A 21,616-nucleotide genomic window follows, 5' to 3' on the forward strand; every position below is an offset into this window, starting at 1 on the left:
CGGTGCATGGACAGCCGAGCCGGGGGCGGCGGTCGAACCGTACGTGGGCGGGCGAATCCGCCCGGGCGTACCAAACCCCCACCCAGACCGGAATCCAGGCCGGAATCCAGGCAGGGCGGGAACGGGCGGCCGCTGCGGATCATCCTGGTCGACGACCACGAGATGGTCCTGGAGGGGCTGAAGGCGCTGCTCGCCCGGTTCCGGGGCCGGGTGCGGATCGTGGCGCAGTCGGTGAGCGCGGACGCCGCCGAGCCGATGGTGGCGGCACTCGACCCGGACCTCGTGGTCTCCGACGTACGCCTGCGCGGCTCGGTGAGCGGGCTGGACCTGTGCCGGCGCCTGGTCGAGACCACGCCCGGCCGCCGGGTGGTCCTGCTCAGCGCATACGACGACGAGCAGTACCTCTTCCAGGCCCTTCGCGCAGGGGCGGCGGGCTACCTGCTCAAGTCCATCGACCGGGAGGAACTCGTCCGGATGCTGGAGCGGGCCGCGCGCGGGGAGACGGTGGTCGACCCGAGCATGGCCGGGCGGGCGGTCGCGTCCGCGGCGCGCCTGCAGGCCGGGGAGTTCTGGCCGGGCGCGCACCTGGGTCTCAGCCAGCGGGAGAGCGAGGTGCTCGGGTTCCTCGTCACCGGGCTGTCCAACCGGGCGATCGCCGGGAAGCTGGTCCTCGGCGAGGAGACGGTGAAGACGCACGTCCGCTCCATCTTCCGCAAGCTGTCGGTGAACGACCGGGCCGGCGCGGTCGCGGTCGCCCTGCGCGAAGGGATCTTCCGGTGACCGGCCGCGCCCTCGGCCTGGCCGACGCGGCGTCGGAGAACGCGCTGCTCGTCGGCATCATCGAGGCCATCTCGGCCGGACCCGAACTCGAGCTGCTGGCCGCCCGGGTCGCTCCCCTGATCGTCGCCGCCACCGCCACCGACGAGTGCTTCGTCCACGTCCTCGACGACACCGAACAGTCACTCACGCTCGCGGGCGCGACCCCACCGTTCGACCAGGAGGTGGGGCGGGTACGCCTGCGGCTCGGCGAGGGCGTCACCGGTTGGGCGGCGAGCCGTCGCGAGCCCGTCGTCATCGTGGAGGGCAAGGCGAACGACCCGCGGTACCGCTACTTCCCGGAGCTGCGCGGTGAGGAGTACACCTCGATGGTGTCGGTGCCGATGGCCAGCTCGCCCGGCGGGCTGGTCGGCGTACTCAACGTGCACACCCGGCAGCGACGGGAGTTCACCGAGGCGGACGTACGGCTGCTGACGTCGATCGGCAGCCTGATCGCCGGCGCGGTGCACCAGGCCCGGCTGCACCGCCGGCTGGCCACCCGCGAACGCGCGCACGAGCGGTTCGCCGAGCAGGCGGTCGCCGCCCAGGAGGCCGAACGCCGCCGGCTCGCCGCCGACATCCACGACGGCATCACCCAGCGGCTGTGCAGCCTGCGGTTCCACCTCGACGCGGCGGCGGAGGCGCTGACGGAGGAGCCGGCGTTCGCCGCCGAGCAGCTCGTACTGTCCCGCCGGCTCACCCACCTGGCGATCGACGAGGCCCACGCGGCCATCAACGGGCTGCGCCCGCCCGTGCTGGACGATCTCGGCCTGGCCGACAGCCTGGCCAGCCTGGCCCGCGCCGTCGCCGGGGTCGACGTGCTCGTCGAGGTGGACCGGTGCGCACTGCCCGAGCACGTCGAGATCGCGCTGTACCGCATCGCTCAGGAGGCGTTCCAGAACGTCGTGAAGCACGCCGGAGCGAGCAACGTCCGGCTGAGCCTGCGGCGTTCGGGGCCGGAGGTCTCGCTGGAGGTCAGCGACGACGGGCGGGGCTTCGACCTGCTCGCCGCCGACCCGCCCACGACGACGGTGGGTCCCCACTGCGGCGGCTACGGGCTGGGCAGCATGGCCGAACGTGCCGAGCTCATCGGCGGGCGGCTCGACGTCCGGTCCGCGCCCGGCCGGGGCACGACAGTCCTCGCCCGGGCCGCTGTCCAGCCGCAGTGACGCTTGCGACCGGTCAGTCGCCGTACGGTCGGGCGTCGCGACCGGCCCGCAGCGTGAACGCCCACCAGGCGAGCTGGTCCAGCAACACCTTCGCGGCGAGTTCGACCGCGCCCGGTTCGATCGGCTCACCCTCGCCGTCGAACCTCGTCCGCGCCTGATGGAAGCTCACCGTCTCCCGCACGGTCACGGCGTGGAGTTCGGCGAAGACCTGGCGGAGTTGCTCAGCCGCGCGCAGACCGCCGGACACACCGCCGTACGTCACGAAGCCGACCGGCTTGGCCCGCCACTCCACCCGGACTGTGTCGATCGCGGTCTTCAGCGGACCCGGGTAGCCGTGGTTGTACTCCGGCACGATCACGACGTAGGCGTCCGCCGCACCGATCCGTTCGGTGAACCCGTCGACGTCTCGCGGCATGCCGTGGTCGGTGACGTCGGCGAGGTCGATGACGTCCACCACGATGTCGCCGCGGCGTTCGACCTGGCCGAGGAACCAGTTCGCGATCACCGGCGCGAACCTGCCCTCGCGGACACTGCCGACGATCACCGCGAGCTGGAACTTGCTTTCGGACACAGGGAAATCCCTTCGGATCGGCTCGGGCACCCGGGTCCGGTGGGCGCCCGACTACCAACCTAGGACCTGAAGTAATGTTCAGATCAACGTCGAGCGGTCCGTGGAGGTGGCCAACTTGGACGGAGTGTCCTGGGACCAGAAGGAACTCTCGGTCGGTCAACTCGCCGAACGCAGCGGAGTCGCGGTCTCCGCGCTGCACTTCTACGAACGCCAGCACCTGATCACCAGCAGGCGCACCAGCGGCAACCAGCGCCGCTACCGCCGCGACACCCTGCGAAGGATCGCGCTGATCCGGGTGGCCCAGCGGGTCGGCATCCCACTCGCCGACATCCGCGCCGCGCTTGCCGAGCTACCTGACGGGCGTACGCCCAACCGGGACGACTGGGCCCGGCTCGCCCAACGCTGGCGGGCCGAACTCGACGAACGCATCCACCGGCTGACGCAGTTGCGAGACGAGTTCACCGACTGCGTGGGCTGCGGGTGCCTGTCGCTGGACCGATGCGTCCTGGCCAACCCGTACGACCGGTTGTCCACCCATGGCGCCGGGCCACGGCGCGTGCTCGAGTCCTGATCCCCTACCTGCTGTGTATTTGCCTGCTGGGTAATTGCGTGGCGGGCTCGGCTTTCGCCCATGCAGGCTTGGCGGTCATGGACACCTTGATGCGGCGATGGTGGACCGGCGACCCGACCGACCCGGACGTCACCAGCGCAGACGATCCGGCCGTACGCCGGCTGCTGGAGACCGTCGCGCCCGGGTCGCCGACGACCGACCTCGGTGGTTGCTTCAGTCTCAACCTGCACCTGCACGATCCCGGCCTGGTGCTGCGGGTGCAGCAGCCGTTCGTGTCCCGTGACCGGGCGCTCGCCATGCGGGAGGTGCGCCGTCGGCTGGTTGCCCACGGGCTGCTCGCCGCCGAGCCGGTGCGGTGGCGGGATCGGGAACTCCTCACCTGCCGGGGCCGCTGGGCCGAGCTGGAAACCTTCGTCCCGCATGCGAAACCCGAGGTGACGTGGGAGTCCTACCGCTGGATGTACCGGGCGATGGGCGAACTGCACCGTCTCCTGCGAGACGTCGACGCGACGTTGCCCAGGCCGGTGATCGCGACCTACGCCCCGCCGAGCTCGCTGCGCCGGTGGCTCGCCGTCACCGAGCCGGCGGTCGCCCACGACCCCGGTGCGGCCGAGGTCACCGCGTCGCTGCGGCGGATGCTGTCGAAGCTGCGTGCCCAGTGGGTGCCGGCGTCGGCGTTGCCCAACCAGGTGGTCCACGGCGACGTGCGCCTGGGCAACGTCGGGTTGACACCCAGCGGGGAGTCGGTCTACCTGGACTTCGGCTTCGCCGCGAACCGGCCACGCGTGCACGACCTCGCGTACTCCCTGGCGTGGATCATCCTGCGGCCGGACTCCTCCGGGTCCGGCGAGACCTTCGACTGGTCGACGCTGCCTGCGTTGCTGGACGAGTACGAAGAAGGGGCGCGGACCCGGCTTACTCCGCTGGAGCGCCGGGCGCTGGGACCCTACGTCGCGACGGTGCCGATGTACCACGCGGCCCTGGCTGGGTACGACGCCGATCCGGTCACCACGGTGCGCAGGAGAGCCTGCTTCCTGCGGATCGCCTCGTGGCTGCTGGACAACCCCGAAGCCACACGCGGCTGACCGATCCGGGCCGGCCACGTTCGGCCGAGTGGGGAAGACTTATGGGTGCCATAGGCCCCAAAAGTCTTCCCAGCCCGTCAGCGGCAGGCAGGTCAGGGGTGCGATCCGGTCACGGTCAGGTCGGCGAGTCCCGCCTGGCCGCGGTGCCAGTCCCCGACGAGGACCGACACGTAGCGGGCGGAGGCGGAGAACTCGAACGACCTCGCGTGCTGCCCGTCCGACGCACCGGCCACCCGCGTCCACGTGGTCCCGTCGGTGGACACCTCGATCGCGTACGACGGCACCGTCGCGGAGGTCCATCGCACCGTCGTTCCCCGCACGTCCGCGGCAGCGCCGAGGTTGACCACCAGCCGCCGGTCACCCCCACCGGGTACCCATGCCGTACGCACGTCGCCGTCCACCGCACGGTCTGGGTCGCTCATGCCGGGCGGCAACGGTGACGAGGGATAGGTGGTCCGGTCACGGGCCAGATCGCTTGTGGGCGTAAGGATCCCGACCCGGAACCGCACCTCCCTGGACGCCCCCCGCGGCACGGTCACCGCAATTCGCTCACCGGTCGCCACCGACGTCAACGTCAGCTTGGCAGCAGCGACCTCCGCCGGATTCGTCAACCGGACAAGGCGGGAGTCGACCACCTCCGCGACCAGGCCGGCCGGGACCTGCGCGCCCGCCCGACCGGCCGACAACGTGAACCGCGGCGCCTGCACGGCTGCCGTACCAGTGGCCATGTGGACGTCGTACGTCAGGCCGGTCGCGGTCGTCGCCTGCCGGCCGAGGTACAGCGTGCGGACGCTGCCGTCCTCGGGCACTGTCAAGGCTGCCTTGTCAACGGCGGCCGACGACAGGTTGAACAGACTCAGGTAGCCGTCGCTCAGCGCCGAGCGCAAGGAGGTCGGCCCACCGGAGGGCTGCGGCGCGGCGGCGAGCCGGGCGGTCTGCGGCGGCGGCTGCGCCGGGAATCCCTGTACGACCATGCCCGCGGCGCCGTCTGCCGGACCGTGGGAAAGCGCGACGCCGGTCGGCGCGACCGCGATCGGGTTGGTGCTGCCCCGGACGACGAACCCGGCCCGGCCGTCGACGTTCAACCACTGCCCGTCGAAGTCCTGCCACCTCGGAACGCCGGTCACCGTACGCCAGTTCTGCCCGTCGTCGGAGACCTCGATCCGGTAGTTGATCGGCCAGGCGTCCTCCTGCCAGTGGATCGTCACCTGGGACACCATGCGGGACGCACCGAGGTCGACCGCGAACCAGCCCTTCATCGTCGGGCGTTCGGCGGCGGAGTTCGCCCAGCGGGTGGTCGGATCGCCGTCGACCGCCTTGGCCGGCACCGACGCCTCGCCGTAGCTGGAGGACGCGGTGGCCGGCTGGTTCAGCGCCAGATTCGCTTCCGAGGAAGGCCCGCGCACCTCGAACTCGTACATCGAGTAGCCCCACTGCGACGCGGCCTGCACGCCCGTCATCCGCACATACCGCGCCTGCGTGGGCGTGAACCCCAACTGCTCGGTCCCGCCGCCACCGAGCCCGTCCGGCGTCAGCGTCGTACTCCCGTCCGCCGTGGTGAACGTCCGGTCCCCGTCCAGTCCGGGCACGCCGGGCATGTCGAGGTTGCGCAGCCGCAGGGACCCCTCGTCGTCCCCGGTCCCGGTGGTGGCGTAGACGACCGAGCCGTTCGGGAGCGTGGTGTAGCCGGCGTAGGAATCGCCGCGCCGCACGACGGTCGCGGACGCGTCGACCCCGTCGCGCAGCCGGGTGTAGGTCCGGGAGGTGTGCTCGTCCACCGCCGTCACCGACGGAAGGAACGACGGCGCCTTGGCGCTCACGTCGAACAGCCAGTCGTCGTGCTGCGGGAGGTAGGCGAACTTCACGTACCCCGGTTTGCTCCCCGCCGCCATCAGCGCCCTCGGCGACTGCTGGTCGACCAGGCCGGGCACGTCGCCGAAGTCGGTGACCTTCGACGCCCGGGCGAAGTACTCCCGCTCGCTCACCGGCGCCACGTCGCCGGCCAGGTGCGCGCGCCAGTAGTGCAGGAGGTACGACATGGCGACCTCGGCCCGCGCCTCGGTCTCGTACTTCGTGCCCTGGCGGAACTTCACCAGCATCCCCGCCGGCGGGTAGTCCACGTACGGGCCGAGCCGGGCGGCCAGCATGCGTTCGGCCCGGGCAGCCATCCGGTCGCCGGTGACCATGGCGCGGTACGTCAGCGGGATCAGGCTGCGCCCGTAGAAGTGCACGCGGTCGCCGACCATCAGCTCGGCCGGCACCCCGGCGTCGGTGCCCAGCTGGTTCAGCACGCCCTGGATCTCGTCGTTGCTCGGCAGCGTCCGCTGGCTGGCGGGAACGGGCTGCCCGGCGATGAGGTACTGCACGACGTTGCGCCCCGGATAGGTGGCGGCCGACTGCTGGTACATGCCGTTCCAGCCGCCGTGGTTCTCGCTGGTGAAGGTGTCGAAGATGTTGTGCGCGCTGGTCCACGCGGCCACCGGGCGGCCGTCGACCACGGTCGGGTTCACCTCGTCGGCGACCGGCAGGCCGTCCATGTTGAGGGTCCAGCGGTTCAGCCACTCCCGCCACCGCGACCGGCCGGCGTCGCCGGGCAGGAACGCGTCGGCGGCCGCCAGCATCATCGTGCGGGCGCCCATCTCCTCCATCTTGGTGTCGTCGACGTACCCGCCGAGCAGGCCGTTGGTGGTGCCGCCCTCCCGGTCTGGGTCGCCGGGCCCCGCGCCCGCGTCGACGAGGTAGCCCGCCTCACCGCGCAGGATGGTGTCCACGCCGGCGCGCGTGTGGTCGTCGAGGTCGGCCCACATCAGGTGCGCGGCGGCGACGAGGTACGCCTCCATCGTGGCGTCCCAGTAGATCCGCGCGCCCCACGTGCCGTGCGCGGGGTCGACGAACCTGTTCGCGGCGATCGCCGCCTCGAGGCTGCGCACGGTGTGGTCGCGGAGCACGTTGCGGGAGAAACCCGCCACCGACGCGTCGTACGTCCCGAACCGCAGCAGGACGGCGTTGCCGAGGGCGCCCACGACGTCCCAGCTCTCGATGCCGTACGTACCCTGCTCGGCGTTCCAGGTGCTCTCCTGGAAGCGGGTGTTGCGCAGCAGCAGTCGGTAGTACGTCCGCGCGAGCTCGTCCTCGGACCCGCTCGGCAGAGCGGCGGATCGGAGGGAACCGCCGGAGAGTGTGGCGCCGGAGGCGGGACGAGCGCGCGCCGCGGCACCGAGTGGCGCCACGAGGGCCAACGCGACGACGGCGACCGCGAGACGGGCGAGACGACTCATGCGGATCCCTTCCGCCGCCCGCACGCGCCAGCGGACGACGCGCCGGGCCGCTCAGGACGAGGAGAGCCGAGCAGACGCGATCGTAACCAGGGATCTATCGGAATAAGTCATACTTCTCGCCCGGTTGGGCAAATCTGGCCGCGCCGTCACTCGCCGTTGAAGTCGGCGATGGCCGCCTCCCACTGCTCCAGTGCGCGCTCGACAGTGCTGCGCGAACCCGACGGCAGCCAGTGGTTCGCCCGCTTGATTCCGGCCTCGTTCATGCGTTCCAGCACCGCCGGGTCGGGCGGCGTGGACAGCATCTGCACGTCGATCGGCCGCTCGGCGCGGTTGCGCAGTTCCGCGACCCGCTCGAAGATCGCGTCGCCGGAGTAGTTGGGGATCCACGCGTCGCCGAAGGCCAGCACCCGGTCCAGCACAGTCGGGCCGTCGCCGCCGACGAGGATCGGTGGGTACGGCCGCTGCGCCGGCTTGGGGTAGGACCAGATGCGGTCGAACGTCACGAAGCGTCCGGCGTAGGACGCCTCCTCCTCGGTCCAGATCGCCTGCATCGCCTCGACGCGCTCGCGGAGCACCGCCATCCGCTGCTTCGGGTCGGTGCCGTGGTGGCGCATCTCCTCGCGGTTCCAACCCGCGCCCACGCCGAACTCGAACCGGCCGCCGGACAGGTGGTCGATGCTGGCGACCTCCTTCGCGGTCACGATCGGGTCGCGCTCGATGACCAGGCACACGCCGCTGCCGATCCGCAGGCTCGACGTCGCCTCGGCGGCCGCGGTCAGCGCGACGAACAGGTCGTAGGAGTGCCAGTACTTCTTCGGCAGCGGCTCACCGGCCGGATAGGGCGTCTCGCGACTGGCCGGGATGTGCGTGTGCTCGGCGAAGTAGACGGCGCTCTGGCCGCGTTCCTCGAGCATCCGCGCCAGGGGGCCGGGTCGCATGCCGTCATGTGTCGGGAAGTAACCAACTCCGAAGTCCACCACCCCTCCATACCCCGCTCGGCCGGTCCCATGTGTGCGGACACGCCGACCGTTCCCGCTCCGGTTCGTATCCGGCGCCGGAAGCCGGGTGGACACGCCTGCGAAGATCGTCGGGGTCCACAGCGATCGGACGAACCCCCGAGTCGAGACGGCCAGAGGAGATCCGCGATGACCAAGGCCGGCGCGTTCCGCGCTGCTCTGGACGCTTCGGTGTACTCGGTACGACGTGCCTGGGGGTACTCCCCGGGGTGGCTGCTGAGGTCGTCCGTCGGTTACCTGGTGCTGGCGATCACCCCCGCCGCGCAGGTGCTCGCGGTTTCCTGGCTCGCGGAAACATCAGGGGGTCCGGCACGCGAGTATGTCCCGCCGCTCGTGGTGCTGACCGTCCTGCTCGGTCTCGGGCAGGCGATGGAGCAGAACTCGAACATGATCGGTCAGCGGACGACCAACCGTCTGCGCGCTCACTACCAGGACGAGCTGATGCGGACCATCGCGGCTCTTCCGCCGCAGCGTGTCGGCCTGGCGCAGACCAACGCGACCATCCAGGGCTGCCGTAGCTCACTGCACGATCTGGGCAGGTTGGCGAGCTCCGTGGTGGCGTCGGTGGGCGCACTCGTCACAGCCGCCGCGCTGTGCGTCTCGGTCTGGATGATCAGTCCCCTCGCTGGTGCCCTGGTGGTGGCCGCGCTCCTTCCCAACCTGCTCGTGTTCGCCTGGGAAGCGAAGATGCAGGACGCCGCGTTCGTCCCGTACGGCGAATGGGAGAGGCGTTCGGAGTACGCCGTGGAGCAGTTGGTCGCGCAGCGCACGGCGACCGAGTTGGCGACCCTCGGCTCCGGTGCCGTCGTCGCGGAGGTGGCCGACACTCGCCGCAGGACGGCCGACGCGATTCTCGACCGCATCCTGGCGCTGCTCACGCGTTCGGGGACCGTTGCCGGTGGCGGTACGGCGATCCTGCTGGGCGGAGCGCTGGCGGGCGTGATCGTGGGAGGGGCCAGGGGCGCGGGAATCGCCGCGGGAATCGTCGGTGTCCTGTCCGGAGTCGCGGCCACCAGGTCCGCGGGATTCTCCTTCGGCGACCTGGTGTCGTTCGCCCCGAAGGTCCGCGCCTACCGTCAGTTCGTCGACTCCGTCCCGCCCCCGGCGGACACCCGGATCCGGTCCGATGCCCGAAGCGTCGACGCGCGCCGGTTGACCGTCACCTATCCGGGCGCGGACACACCGGCGATCAGGGACCTCTCCCTCTCCGCGCGGAAGGGTCAGATCGTCGCGCTCGTCGGAGTGAACGGCGCCGGAAAGACGACCGCGATCAACACGATCCTCGGACTCCTCGAACCCGACGCCGGAGCGGTCACGGTCGACGGCATCGATGCCACGACCATGCCGCTGGCAGCGCGCCTTGGTTACTTCGGGCTGCTCACGCAGGAGTTCGGCCGGTACGAGTTCACCGTTCGGGACACCCTCAGAATCGGCCGGCCGGACGGCAGGGCGACCGACGAGGAGATCTGGCAGGCACTCGACTCCGCTCACGCCGGGGACTTCGTCCGGAGACTGAAGGACGGACTCGACACCCAGCTCGGCTCCCAGTTCGGAGGAGTCGGCCTCTCCGGCGGCCAGTGGCAACGACTCGCCCTCGCGCGCATCTACCTGCGCGACGCGCCGATCTGGATTCTCGACGAGCCGACCTCTGCCATCGACGCGGAGGCCGAGCAGCAGATCTTCGCGGAGCTGCAGAGGACCAGAGCCGATCGGATCACGATCGTCGTCTCGCACCGTGCGTGGACCCTCAGGGGCATGGACCACATCTACGTCCTCGACGAGGGACGAGTCGTCGAACAGGGAACCTACGAGCAGCTGATCGCCCAACGGCGCCGGTTCTCGCAGATCTTCGCGGAGCAGGTCGCCTGAAGATCGATCTCCGCTCGCAGTTCCGCACCGCCTGAGGGTCGGCACCGGTGACGGGGCAGGTGTCAGGCGCGGCGCAGCCTGACGGCGGTGAGCTTGTACTCCGGACACGACGTCGCCTCGTCCACCTCGTCGGAGGTGAGCAGGTTCGCCGGCACCTCCGGGAAGGCGAACGTCAGGAACACCTCGCCCACCGCCACCTCGTCGGTCACCCGGGCCGGAGCGGTCACGGTGCCCCGCCGGCTGCTGACCTCGACCGGATCGCCGTCGCCGACGCCGAGCCGGTCGGCGTCTTCGGGGTGCAGGTCGAGGTGTTCACCGGGAGCCAGCGCCAGGTTCGGCGTACGCCGGGTCATCGTCCCGCTGTTGTAGTGCACCAGCCGCCGGCCGGTGATCAGGGCGTACGGGAAGTCCGCGTCGGGTGGCTCGCCCGGCGGCAGCCAGGGCCGGGCCGCGAGGTGCGCACGCCCGTCCGAAGTGGCGAACGCCGTCCCGTACAACCTGGCCTCGCCCGGGTCGTCCAGTCCCCGGCACGGCCAGTGCAGCGCACCCTCCCGGTCCAGGCGTTCGTGGGAGACACCGGCAAACACCGGGGTGAGCTCGGCGCACTCGGCCAGCGCGGCGGCCGGGTCCGGGCAGCCGAGGTCGACACCGAGCGCGCCGCCGACGGCGCACAGCACGTCGAAGTCGGTGTACGCCTGACCGGGCGGGTCGAGCGCCCGCCGCACCCGCTGAAACCGCCGGTCGAAGTTGACGAATGTGCCGTCCTTCTCCAGGAACGAGCTACCGGGCAGCACCACGTCGGCGGCCTGTGCGGTGGCGGACAGGAAGATCTCCTGGCTCACCACGAAGTCGCACGCCTCCAACGCCGCGCGGACATGCCCGGAGTCGGGATCGGTCGCCAGGATGTCCTCGCCGAACACGTACATCGCCCGCACCTGCCCGGCGAGCGCGGCGTCGAACATCTCCGGGATGCGCAGGCCCGGCCGTTCCGGCACCGGCGTCCCCCACGCGGTGGCGAACCTCTCCCGCACCCGAGGGTCGTCGACCCGCTGGTAGCCGGGGAGCACATCGGGCAGCGCGCCCATGTCGGAGGCACCCTGAACGTTGTTCTGGCCGCGCAACGGGTTGACGCCCCCGCCGTGCGGCGTCCCGACGGCACCGCGCAGGATCGCCAGGTTGGCGAGCGTGCGGACCCCGTCGGTGCCGTGCAGGTGTTCGGTGACACCGAGCCCGTAGACGATCGCCGGTCGCCGCGCGGTGCCGTACGCCTCGGCCGCCGCGGCCAGGGCGTCCGGGGAGACACCGCTCAGCTCGGCCACCCGGTCGGGTGGATAGTCGGCCAGCAGTTTCCGCAGCTCCTCGGCCCCGGCCGCACGCGTGGCGAGAAACTCCTCGTCCACCAGGCCGCGGTCGAAGAGCAGCCCGGCCAGCCCGTTGAACACCGCGACGTTCGACCCGGGCCGGCCCCGCAGGTGGACGTCGGCCAGCCGGGCCAGTTCGGTCCGCCGCGGGTCGATGACCACCAGCCGTGCGCCGTGCAGCGCCGCCTGCACGATCCGCGCGCCGATCACCGGATGAGCCTCGGTGACGTTGGCACCGGCGACGAGGATGCAGTCCGCCGCATCGAGGTCCTCGGCGGGGTTGGTGCCGCCGGCCAGCCCGAAGCTCGCGATCAGCCCGGCCGCCGAGGGCGCGTGGCAGATGCGCGAGCAGTTGTCGACGTTGTTGGTGCCGATCGCCGTCCGCATCAGCTTCTGCAGCAGATAGTTCTCCTCGTTGGTCGACCGGGCGGAGGAGATCGCGGCGATGGCGTCCGGCCCGTGCCGGTCGCGGATCCGGGTCAGTTCGCGGCCCACCACGGCGAGCGCCTCGTCCCAGGTGGCGTGTTCGAGCCTGCCGTTCCGCCGCACCAGCGGGGTGGTGAGCCGGTCCGGGGACCGCACGAACCCGTACGCGAAGCGGCCCTTGACGCAGGCATGGCCGCGATTGACCGGACCGTCCAAGGCCGGGGTGACGGCGAGGATGCTGTCGTCGCGGGTGTGCACGTCCAGGGTGCAGCCCACCCCGCAGTAGCCGCAGGTGGTGCGGGTCACCGGGTCGGCGGTGCGACTGTGCGACGTGAGCACTGCGGCCGGTCCGCTCAGCGCGCCGCTCGGGCAGGAGTCCACACAGCCTCCGCACGACACGCACGCCGACTCCACCCAGGGGCCACCGGCACCGGCCGCCACGACGGTGTCCGCACCCCGGCCGGCCATGGTCAGCGCGAAGGTGCCCTGGACCTCGTCGCACATCCGCACACACCGTCCGCAGGCGATGCACAGGTCGGCGTCCAGCCGGACGTACGGGTGGGAGTCGTCCCGGCCCAGGCCCCGGCCGGCCAGGTCGAAGTCCGCCCGCTCCAGACCGAGCCGGGCACACAAGGCCGTGAGTTCGGTGGGGAGTTCCAGCGCGCGTTCGGGGATGCGTTCCACCATCAGCTCCACCACCCGGCGGACCGTGGCGGCGACCTCGTGGTCGTCGGTGCGCACCTCGACACCTTCCTCGGCCGGGGCGGTGCACGCGGCGACCACGCCTCGGTCGGTGCGCACCAGGCACACCCGGCACGCGCCCGACGGTGCCAGCCGGTCGTCGAAGCAGAGCGTGGGTACGTCCGCGCCGGCCGCACGCGTAGCGTCCAGCACCGACGCGCCCTCGGCTACCTCCACCGGTGTCCCGTCGACCCGCAGCCGTACGACGCCGCCGTCCCGCGCCTGTCCCCCGGTCACCGCGCCGCCGGTCACGACAGCTCCTCCGCGTACACCCGGCGCAGGCTGCGCACGACGGCCGGAAGCCGGGTGCCGAACGGACACAGGCTCGCGAGCTCCATCGTGTCCAGCAGGGAGTCGTCGCGGGCGGCCGCCTCGGGCCGGCGTTCGCCGAGCCGGGTGCCCTCGCGGCACGGGGTGCACGTGCCGCAGCTCTCCCGCGCGCCGAACTCCCACAGTGCTCGCAGCAGGTCGCGCGGGTCCACTCGGTCGTCGACGGCGACCAGGCTGCCGTGCCCGGGTGGCGCGTCGGCCGCGACCAGGGCGGCTCCCAGCAGCGGCAGGTCGAGTTGATCCGGACCGAGGAAGCCGCCGAGCGGGCCGCCCACCTGAAGCGCGCGCAACCTGGCCTCCCCCGCCAGGCTGCCGCCGAGGCCGAGCACGATGTCCCGCAGCGGCGTGCCCAGCTCCACCTCGTACAGCCCCGGCCGCCGGAACCGTTCGTTCAGGCAGACCAGCAGCGTCCCGGTCTCCGGCGGCACGCCGCGCGTGGCGTAGGTCCGCCCACCCTCGGCGACCACAGCGGGCACCGCCGCCAGCGTCTCCACGTTGTTGAGCGCGGTGGGCCGGCCGAGCAGGCCGTAGTCGGTGGGGTACGGCGGGCGGGGGCGCACGGTGGCCCGCAGCCCGGCCAGCGACCGCAGCAGTGACGTCTCCTCCCCGGCCAGGTAGGACCCGGCGCCGGCCACGACCGCGACGTCCAGCCGGACACCGGAGCCGTACAGGTCCTCGCCCAGGCGGCCGTCGGCGTAGGCCCGTTCGACCGCCTCGCGGAGCCGGTCGAACGCGCGTGGGTACTCCGACCGCACGTACACGAACCCCCGCTCCGCACCGCAGGCCAGCGCGGCAAGGGCCAGGCCCTCCAGCACCCGCTCGGGATCCTCCTCCATCAGCACCCGGTCGGCGAACGAACCGGGGTCGCCCTCGTCGCCGTTGGCCACGACGTAGCGCTGCGCGGGCGGAACGTCCGAACCCGCCACCGCCCGCCACTTGTGCACGGTGGGAAAGCCCGCACCGCCCCGGCCGCGAAGCCCGGCGGTCGCCACCTCGGCCCGGATCCGGCTGGCGACGGCGGCGGGGCCGCCGTCGGATCGAACGGCCGCCAGGATCCGCGACCACACCTGCCAGGACGACTCCTCGCCGACGACACCGCGCAGGACGATCGGTGGGGTGGCGGCCCGGACGACGGGCTCAGGCGCCGGTCGCGGCGGCACAGCCCCGGCGAGCTGCGCGGCGAGGTCGGCCCCCGCCCGCGGCTGGTCGCCGTCCAGCGCGGCCGGACCCGTGTAGCAGTAACCCAGACAATGCACCACCTGCAGCGACACGCGCCCGTCCACGGTGCACTCGCCGGCGGGTACGCCGAGGGCGCGGGACACCTCGGTGAGGTGCCGGCCGCCACCGCCGGCCACGAAGCAGGCCGTGCCCGCGCACACCCGCACGTGGCGCGTGCCCTGCCGGCCGCGCAGGTCGGCGTAGTAACTCGCGGCGCCGTGCACGGCGGCGAGCGGAAGGCCCACCTCGTCGGCGACGGCGCGTTCGTCGGCCGGGGTGACCACGCCCCGCGAGGTGCGCGCCGCGCGCAGGCGGCTCAGGCCGTCGTACGCCGGTCCGCCGGTGCGGCGTTCCAGTCCGTCCAGCGACGCCCCGGTCGGCCCACGGTCCGCTCCACCATCACGATCCTCACGCACGCAGCCCTCATGCCCGGCGGCGACCGGCGAGGAACCGATCCAGGCGAATCGCGACGTACCCGGCGAACGACACCACGCACACGACCGCGAGGTCGGGCAGGGACACGGGTTCGGTGCCGAGCAGGTCGCGCAGCAGCGGGACGTACACCCCGGCCGCCTGCAACCCGAACGCCACCACGACGGCCAGCAGCAGGAACGGGTTGGTGAGGGTGCCGGGCCGGGCCCGCGAGCCCAGGCCGATCCACAACTGCGTCGCGCCCAGGGTCAGGAACGCCATGCTCTGCCAGGGCCGCCCGGTCGCGTGCGCCCACACGGCCACCCCGAGCGTCACCGCGGCGACCACCACGGCCAGCCGCACCACCCGCTGCCACAGCCCGGCGCCGAGGATGCGTTCGGCCGGCGGCCGCGGCGGGGAGCGCATCAGGTCACCCTCGGCCGGCTCGGCGCCGAGCGCGACGCCGGGCAGCCCGTGCGTGAGCAGGTTGACCCACAGGATCTGCGCGGGCAGCAGCGGCAGGGGGAAGCCGAGGAACGGACCGGCCAGCATCACCAGGATCTCCGCGGCGCCGCCGGCCAGCCCGTACGCCAGGAAGCGGCGGACGTTGGCGTAGATCCGCCGGCCCTCCTCCACCGCGGCCACCAGGGTGGCGAGTTCGTCGTCGGCGAGGACCAGGTCCGCCGCTTCCCGGGCCACCTCGGTACCCCGCCGGCCCATGGCCACGCCGATGTCGGCGCTGCGCAGCGCCGGCGCGTCGTTCACGCCGTCGCCGGTCATCGCGACGACCTCCGAGCGGTCGCGGTACGCGTGGATGAGGGCCAGCTTCTGCTCCGGACTGGTCCGTGCGTACACCCGCCCGTCCTCGCCTCCGCCAACTGCCTCGCTCCCGGCCCCCTCGATGCCGACCTGGCGGGCGATCGCGTGTGCGGTCGCGGGGTGGTCACCGGTGATCAGCACCGGCGCGATCCCCGCCCGCCGGCACGCGGCGATGGTCGCGGGCGCCGAGGCTCGCGGCGGGTCGGCGATGGCCACCAGGCCGAGCAGGCGCAGGCCCTTCTCGAGGGCGGCCTCCCAGCCGACCGGGCCGTCCGCGGGCGGAAGTGCGGCCCGCTCGGCAGTGGCGACGGCGAGCACCCGGAAGCCCTGCGCGGCGTACTCCTCGGTCCGCGCGACGGCGCCGCCCAGCACGTCACCGCCGTCGGACAGCAGCGGGTTGCGCAGGAGCACCTCGGGCGCACCCTTGCAGATGACGAGGTAGGTGCCGGGTTCGCGGCGATGCACCGTGGTCATCCGCTTGCGCGCGTTGTCGAACGGGATCTCGCCCACCCGCGGCAACGTGCGCTCCAGCGCGGCCCGCGTCAACCCGACCTTGCCACCGGCCGCGAGCAGCGCCGCCTCGGTGGGATCACCCGCCGCGCTCCAGACCTCCCCGTCGGTGCGCGGAGGCAGCAGGCTCGCGTCGGTGCACAGGACACCCGCCCGCAGCAGGGCCACGACGTCGGCCACCTCCGACGGATCCACCGGCCGACCGTCCCGGACGAGCTCCCCCTCCGGCGCGTACCCGGCACCGGTCACCTCCACCTCACCCGCGTACGTCCACAGCCGCTGCACCACCATCGCGCCCTCGGTGAGGGTGCCGGTCTTGTCGGTGGCGATCACCGTCACCGAGCCGAGCGTCTCCACCGCCGGCAGCCGGCGCACGATCGCGTTCCGGCGGGCCATCCGGCGCGCGCCCAGGGCCAGCGCCAGCGTCACCACCGCCGGCAGCGACTCCGGCACCGCCGCGACCAGCAGGCTGATGCCGGTGAGCACCATCAGCTCCAGCGGCTGACCGCGTACCAGACCGAGCACCAGCACCACGACGCACAGGACGGCGGCGCTGATCGCGAGCACCCGCGCCACCCCGGCCAGCCGGCGCTGCAACGGCGTACGAACCGGCTCGGCCGACATCAGCGCGGCCACCCGCCCCATCGCGCTTGCCGTGCCGGTCGCGGTCACCACCGCGAGCCCGCGGCCGCGTACCACCACCGTGCCCGCCGACACCTCGTCACCGGACTCCTCGGTCGACGCAACCGCCTTGTCCACCGGCACTGCCTCACCGGTGAGCATGGACTCGTCCGCGGCGAACGCGACCGCCTCTACCAGCCGCGCGTCGGCGGGGACGACCTCGCCCTCGGCGAGCACCACCAGGTCGCCGGGCACCACCTCCGCGGCGGGCACCTCCCGCTCGGCACCGTCACGCACGACCCGCGCCGACGGGGCGGCCAGGGCGGCCAGCTCGGAGATCGCCTGGTCCGCGCGGACCTCCTGGCTGACCCCGACCGCGGTGTTCATCACGATCACCAGCACGATGACCGCGGCGTCGGAGATGTCCCGGGTCGCGATGGTGAGGACCGCGGCGACCAGCAGGACGACGATCAGCGGGTCGCGCAGCTGGGCGGCCAGCCGGCGGTGCAGCGGCACCGGCGGGCGGCGCGGCGGGGCGTTCGGGCCATACCGCTCCAGCCGGGCCGCGGCCTCCGCCTCGGTCAGCCCCGCCTCGGTCGGCCCGGCCCGGTCCACAGTTGTGGCGTACCCAGCGAACCCTCTGCTCAGCGCTCCCCCGGCGCACCGGACATGGCTTACCGTGTGCCCTGAAACCGGTGGGGGCCGGCTGGGCGGGGACGGTGAACGGAGCACGTATGGAGCCAGACCGGTCGGCGACGAAGGTCATGCCGGACGAAGCAGGACAGATCGTTCAGACCGTGCCGTCCACCGGCCAGGCCGTGCGCGCGGTCCTCACCGACGGACGGGTCGTGGAGCTGCGTCCCCTCGGGCCGGACGACCTCGACGACCTCGTGCGGCTCCACCAGGACCTTCCCGAACGCGACACCTACCTTCGGTTCTTCACCACCCACCCGGTCGGTCTGCCCGAGCTCCTCGGTCAGCTCGTCCGGCCCGGCGACGCCCACCGGCTCACCGTCGGCGCGTTCGCCGGGCAGGCTTCGGGGCACCAGCTGATCGGCGCCGCCCACTGCGAGGTGTTGTCGGACCCGGCCGAGGCCGAGGTCGCGATCGTGGTCGACCACCGGCAGCAGGCGCACGGCCTGGGCACGCTGCTGCTGGAGCATCTCGCCTCCGCGGCCCGGCGGCGCGGAGTACGCCGGTTCGTGGCCGAGGTGCTCACCGAGAACGCCGCCATGGTGCGGGTGTTCCGCGACGCGGGGCTGCCGATGACGATGCGACTGGAGGGTTCGTCGTACCTCGTGACCCTCCGGCTGGTCGAGGGCGCCACCAGCTACGCGGCCGCGGTCGGCGAACGCGAACGCCTCGCCGACGTGGCCAGCCTGGGCGCCCTGCTGCGGCCGAAGGCCGTCGCGGTCGTCGGCGCCGGCCGCCGGCCGGAGTCCGTGGGGCACGCCGTCCTGGCCAACCTACTGGCCGGCGGCTACACCGGCGCCGTGCACGCGGTCAACCCGCATGCCGACGTGGTGGCCGACGTCCGGTGCGTCCCCTCCGCCCGCGACCTTCCGGCCGGCGTCGACCTGGCAATCCTCTGCGTACCGGCCGCGGCCGTCGCCCAGGCGGCGGAGGAATGCGGCGAACGCGGTGTCCGCGCGCTGGTCGTCATCACCTCCGGCGTGACCGACCATCCAGAACTCGCGGACGCGCTGCGGGCCGCGGTGCGCAAGTACGGCATGCGGATGGTCGGCCCCAACTGCCTCGGTGTGATCAACACCGCCGAGGACGTCCGGCTGAACGCGACGTTCGCCCGCGGCCCCGCACCCGCCGGGCGGGTCGGCGTCGTCACCCAGTCGGGCGGTGTGGGGATTGCGCTGCTGGAACAGTTCGCCGCCGTGGAGCTCGGCGTCTCCAGCCTGGTGTCGACCGGCGACAAGTTCGACGTGAGCAGTAACGACCTGTTGATGTGGTGGCAGCGCGACGAAGCCACGGACCTGGCCGTGATCTACGTGGAGTCGTTCGGAAATCCCCGCAAGTTCGGCGTGCTGGCGCGCGCGCTGGCCGCGCGCAAGCCGGTGTTGGCAGTACGAACGGGCACCAGCGAGGTCGCCCGGCGGGCTGCCGCCTCGCACACGGCCGCGTCCGCGACCCCGGCGGTCAACCGGGACGCGTTGTTCGACCAGGCCGGCGTCCTCGCGATGGACCACCTGAGCGACGTCGTGGCCACCGCGTGCGTGCTCAGCTGGCAGCCGCTGCCGACCGGCAACCGGGTCGCGGTGATCGGCAACGTGGGCGGGATCGGCGTCCTCGCCGCCGACGCCTGCGCGCGCCAGGGGCTTACCCTTCCCGACCTGAACGAGGTCACCCGGGCCGAACTCCGCGCGCTGCTGCCGCCGACCGCCAGCCTGCGCAACCCGGTCGACACCACCGCGGACGTTCCCGACGAGATCTTCCACCGGTGTGTGCGGGCGGTGCTGGACGACCCTGGTGTGGACGCGGTTCTGGTCCTGACGGCACCGACCGCGGTGACCGACCCGCTGCCCAGGCTGGCCGACGAGGTGCCGTGGGAGCTCGGCCTGCCGGTCGTCGCGGTCCGCGTCGGGCAGACGGCGGTGGTCGACGCGCTGCACCCCACCGACCCCGCCGCGGGGCGGCCGGTGCCGGTGTTCAGCGATCCCGCGCACGCCGCGGTCGCGTTGGGCAAGGCGTTGAGGTACGGCAGCTGGCGCGCGCGTCCGGCCGGGACCGTGCCCGACCTGCCGAACGTCGACGTCGACGCCGCCCGCGCTCTGGTGGCGGAGTTCCTCACCGCCCATCCCGACGGCGGCTGGCTGGACCCCGAACTCGTGGTCACGCTGCTCGGGCACGTCGGCCTGCCGGTCGCCGGCGTCCGGGTCGTGCGGAACGCCGACGAGGCGGTGGCGGCCTTCCACGAGTGCGGCCGGCCGGTGGCGCTGAAGGCCGCGGCGGCGGACGCCCTGCACAAGAGCCGGGCCGGCGGGGTGCTGCTGGGCCTGTCCGACGAGGCTGCCGTACGCCACAGTTTCGACATACTGCGGGAGCGGTTCGGCCCGGCGCTGACCGGCGTCGTCGTCCAGCCGATGGCCGCGCCCGGGCGGGAGCTTCTGGTGGGGGTGAGCAGCGACCCGACGTTCGGCCCGCTGGTGGCGTTCGGACTGGGCGGGGTCGACACCGACCTCGTCGGCGACCGTACGTACCGGATGGTGCCGCTCACCGACCTCGACGCCCGCGAGATGCTGACCGCGCTGCGGGCGGGGCCGGCGCTGTTCGGGGAGAACGCCGACCCCCGGCTGGACACCGACGGCATCGTCGAGGTGCTGCTGCGCGTCGGCCGGCTCGCCGAACTCGTGCCCGAGGTCGCCGAGCTCGACCTGAACCCGGTCGTCGCGACCACCGCCTCCTGTGTGGTGGTGGACGCGCGGGTGCGGCTCGCGCCGGCCGAGCCCGGTGACCCCTTCCTGCGCCGGCTGCGCACCTGAGTCACCGTCCGGTCGGGGAGGAGTCACGTGGCCGATTCCGAGTACGACGTGGTGGTGGTCGGCGCCGGCATGGCCGGCCTGGTGGCCGCCCTGGATCTGGTCGCCGCCGGTCGTACGGTCACCGTGCTCGAACGTCAGGAGCGTCCGGGCGGCCGGGTCACCTCCGACCACCGGTCCGGGTTCACCCTCGACCGCGGCTTCCAGGTGCTGAACACGTCCTATCCGCAGGTGCGGCGACGGCTCGACCTGCCGGCGCTCGACCCGCGTCCGTTCAACGCCGGTGCGCTGGTGCGGTACGCCGAGAAGCTGCACCGGCTGGGAGACCCGCGCTGCCACCCGGGCGCCCTGCCCGACATGATCGGCTCGAGTCTGCTGCCGTGGCAGGCGAAGCTCGCGCTGGCCGCGTACTCCGCCGACGTCGGGTTCGCGCCCCTACGCCGGCTGCTGCAGGCGAAGGAGACCACGGCCGCGGAGTCGCTGGCTCGGCGCCGGCTCGCCGGTCCCGCGGTGGAGAGGTTCCTGCGCCCGTTCCTGTCCGGCGTACTCGCCGAGGACCAGCTCACCACCTCCAGCAGGTTCGTCGACCTGGTGTGGCGCAGCTTCGTCCGCGGCACCGTCATCGTCCCTGCCGCCGGTATGGGAGCGATCCCAGCTCAGCTGGCGGCCCGGCTTCCCGCCGGCACGCTCCGTACGGGTGTCGAGGTCGAGCAGGTGACGCCCGGGCTCGTCCGGTCTGACGGGCAGGAGGTGCGTCCGCGCGCCGTCGTGGTGGCCACCGACCCGGCGACCGCGGGAAAGCTCCTGCCCCGCTTGAGGATTCCGCCCATGCGCGGGCTCACGACCTACTACCACGCGGCGTCCGAACCACCGCTTGCCGAACCCACGCTGCTGCTCGACGGCGCCGACGACCGGATGATCGTCAATTCCGTCGTACTCACCGCGACCGCGCCGTCGTACTCCACCGACGGCAGGGCGCTGATCTCCACCTCCGTCCTCGGACCGACCGGTCGCGACGGCGGTGCGCCCCCGGACGAGGCGGAGATCCGGCCGAAGCTGTCCGCGCTGTACGGCGTACCCACCGACGGGTGGGACCACGTCGAGACCACTGTGGTCCGTGAGGCGCTGCCGGCCGCCCCGCCCCCGCTCGGCGACCTGCGCAAGCCCGTCGACCTCGGCGAGGGATTGTTCGTGGCCGGCGACCACCGAGACACTCCGTCCACGCAGGGTGCGATGGCCAGCGGCACCCGCGCGGCTCGTGCCGTTCTGCGTCACCTCGGCGACGGCTGACCATCCATTCCAGGCCGGTTCAG

Annotated in this window: 13 protein-coding genes; 7 read left to right on the forward strand and 6 right to left on the reverse strand. The window is 72.7% G+C overall.

What is annotated here, in order from left to right; genetic code table 11:
* The first annotated feature begins 6 nt into the window (after positions 1-6).
* Together ABZV93_RS21085 and ABZV93_RS21090 are read left to right on the forward strand one after the other, a co-directional pair.
* Positions 7-780: a response regulator transcription factor gene (locus ABZV93_RS21085; RefSeq protein WP_354938739.1), complete on the forward strand. Its 774-nt coding sequence runs from the start codon at positions 7-9 to the stop codon at positions 778-780.
* On the forward strand, positions 777-1,985 hold the full coding sequence (locus ABZV93_RS21090; protein WP_354938740.1) for a GAF domain-containing sensor histidine kinase: 1,209 nt from the start codon (positions 777-779) through the stop codon (positions 1,983-1,985). Before ABZV93_RS21085 ends, ABZV93_RS21090 begins: the two co-directional genes overlap by 4 nt.
* Before the next feature lie 13 nt (positions 1,986-1,998).
* Here ABZV93_RS21090 and ABZV93_RS21095 read toward each other — a convergent pair whose 3' ends face one another.
* Positions 1,999-2,556: an NAD(P)H-dependent oxidoreductase gene (locus tag ABZV93_RS21095; protein WP_354938742.1), complete on the reverse strand. Its 558-nt coding sequence runs from the start codon at positions 2,554-2,556 to the stop codon at positions 1,999-2,001.
* Between the two features lie 115 nt (positions 2,557-2,671).
* Between ABZV93_RS21095 and soxR the strand changes: the two genes are divergently transcribed.
* A complete protein-coding gene (soxR, locus tag ABZV93_RS21100; protein WP_354938744.1) occupies positions 2,672-3,127 on the forward strand; it encodes a redox-sensitive transcriptional activator SoxR in 456 nt (151 codons plus the stop codon).
* Positions 3,128-3,204: 77 nt separating this feature from the next.
* Entirely contained in the window at positions 3,205-4,212 is a 1,008-nt protein-coding gene (locus ABZV93_RS21105; protein WP_354938746.1) for a phosphotransferase, read from the forward strand.
* Between the two features lie 92 nt (positions 4,213-4,304).
* Here the strand turns inward: ABZV93_RS21105 and ABZV93_RS21110 are convergent, their stop codons facing one another.
* On the reverse strand, positions 4,305-7,490 hold the full coding sequence (locus tag ABZV93_RS21110; RefSeq protein WP_354938748.1) for a discoidin domain-containing protein: 3,186 nt from the start codon (positions 7,488-7,490) through the stop codon (positions 4,305-4,307).
* Between the two features lie 146 nt (positions 7,491-7,636).
* Entirely contained in the window at positions 7,637-8,428 is a 792-nt protein-coding gene (locus tag ABZV93_RS21115; RefSeq protein WP_354938750.1) for an LLM class F420-dependent oxidoreductase, read from the reverse strand.
* A gap of 207 nt (positions 8,429-8,635) precedes the next feature.
* On the opposite strand from ABZV93_RS21115, the gene ABZV93_RS21120 reads away from it, so the two are divergent.
* Positions 8,636-10,375, forward strand: a complete 1,740-nt coding sequence (locus tag ABZV93_RS21120) for an ABC transporter ATP-binding protein (RefSeq protein ID WP_354938752.1) — start codon at positions 8,636-8,638, stop codon at positions 10,373-10,375.
* A gap of 62 nt (positions 10,376-10,437) precedes the next feature.
* Here ABZV93_RS21120 and fdhF read toward each other — a convergent pair whose 3' ends face one another.
* Genes fdhF through ABZV93_RS21135 form a run of 3 tightly spaced genes read right to left on the reverse strand, consistent with a single transcriptional unit; the run spans position 10,438 to position 17,427 of the window.
* The gene (gene fdhF, locus ABZV93_RS21125) at positions 10,438-13,155 is read right to left on the reverse strand and encodes a formate dehydrogenase subunit alpha (RefSeq protein ID WP_354938754.1); all 2,718 of its coding nucleotides are present in this window, start codon (positions 13,153-13,155) and stop codon (positions 10,438-10,440) included.
* A complete protein-coding gene (locus tag ABZV93_RS21130) occupies positions 13,152-14,867 on the reverse strand; it encodes an NAD(P)H-dependent oxidoreductase subunit E (RefSeq protein ID WP_354938756.1) in 1,716 nt (571 codons plus the stop codon). The genes fdhF and ABZV93_RS21130 overlap by 4 nt, the downstream gene beginning before the upstream one ends.
* A 7-nt stretch (positions 14,868-14,874) precedes the next feature.
* A complete protein-coding gene (locus ABZV93_RS21135; RefSeq protein WP_354938758.1) occupies positions 14,875-17,427 on the reverse strand; it encodes a cation-transporting P-type ATPase in 2,553 nt (850 codons plus the stop codon).
* Positions 17,428-17,546: 119 nt separating this feature from the next.
* Between ABZV93_RS21135 and ABZV93_RS21140 the strand changes: the two genes are divergently transcribed.
* Together ABZV93_RS21140 and ABZV93_RS21145 are read left to right on the forward strand one after the other, a co-directional pair.
* A complete protein-coding gene (locus ABZV93_RS21140) occupies positions 17,547-20,306 on the forward strand; it encodes a GNAT family N-acetyltransferase (protein ID WP_354938760.1) in 2,760 nt (919 codons plus the stop codon).
* Between the two features lie 27 nt (positions 20,307-20,333).
* Positions 20,334-21,593 carry an NAD(P)/FAD-dependent oxidoreductase gene (locus ABZV93_RS21145; protein WP_354938762.1) on the forward strand — a complete coding sequence of 420 codons (1,260 nt, stop codon included), beginning with the start codon at positions 20,334-20,336 and terminating at the stop codon, positions 21,591-21,593.
* The last annotated feature ends 23 nt before the right edge of the window (positions 21,594-21,616 follow it).

The sequence above is a fragment of the Actinopolymorpha sp. NPDC004070 genome, assembly GCF_040610475.1.
Classification (GTDB): Bacteria; Actinomycetota; Actinomycetes; order Propionibacteriales; family Actinopolymorphaceae; genus Actinopolymorpha.

Coding starts and splice junctions, on each gene's coding strand:
- ABZV93_RS21085 (WP_354938739.1), top strand. CDS start 7: ATGGACAGCCGAGCCGGGGGCGGCGGTCGAACCGTACGTGGGCGGGCG.
- ABZV93_RS21105 (WP_354938746.1), top strand. CDS start 3,205: ATGGACACCTTGATGCGGCGATGGTGGACCGGCGACCCGACCGACCCG.
- ABZV93_RS21110 (WP_354938748.1), bottom strand. CDS start 7,490: ATGAGTCGTCTCGCCCGTCTCGCGGTCGCCGTCGTCGCGTTGGCCCTC.
- ABZV93_RS21115 (WP_354938750.1), bottom strand. CDS start 8,428: ATGCGACCCGGCCCCCTGGCGCGGATGCTCGAGGAACGCGGCCAGAGC.
- ABZV93_RS21120 (WP_354938752.1), top strand. CDS start 8,636: ATGACCAAGGCCGGCGCGTTCCGCGCTGCTCTGGACGCTTCGGTGTAC.
- ABZV93_RS21140 (WP_354938760.1), top strand. CDS start 17,547: ATGGAGCCAGACCGGTCGGCGACGAAGGTCATGCCGGACGAAGCAGGA.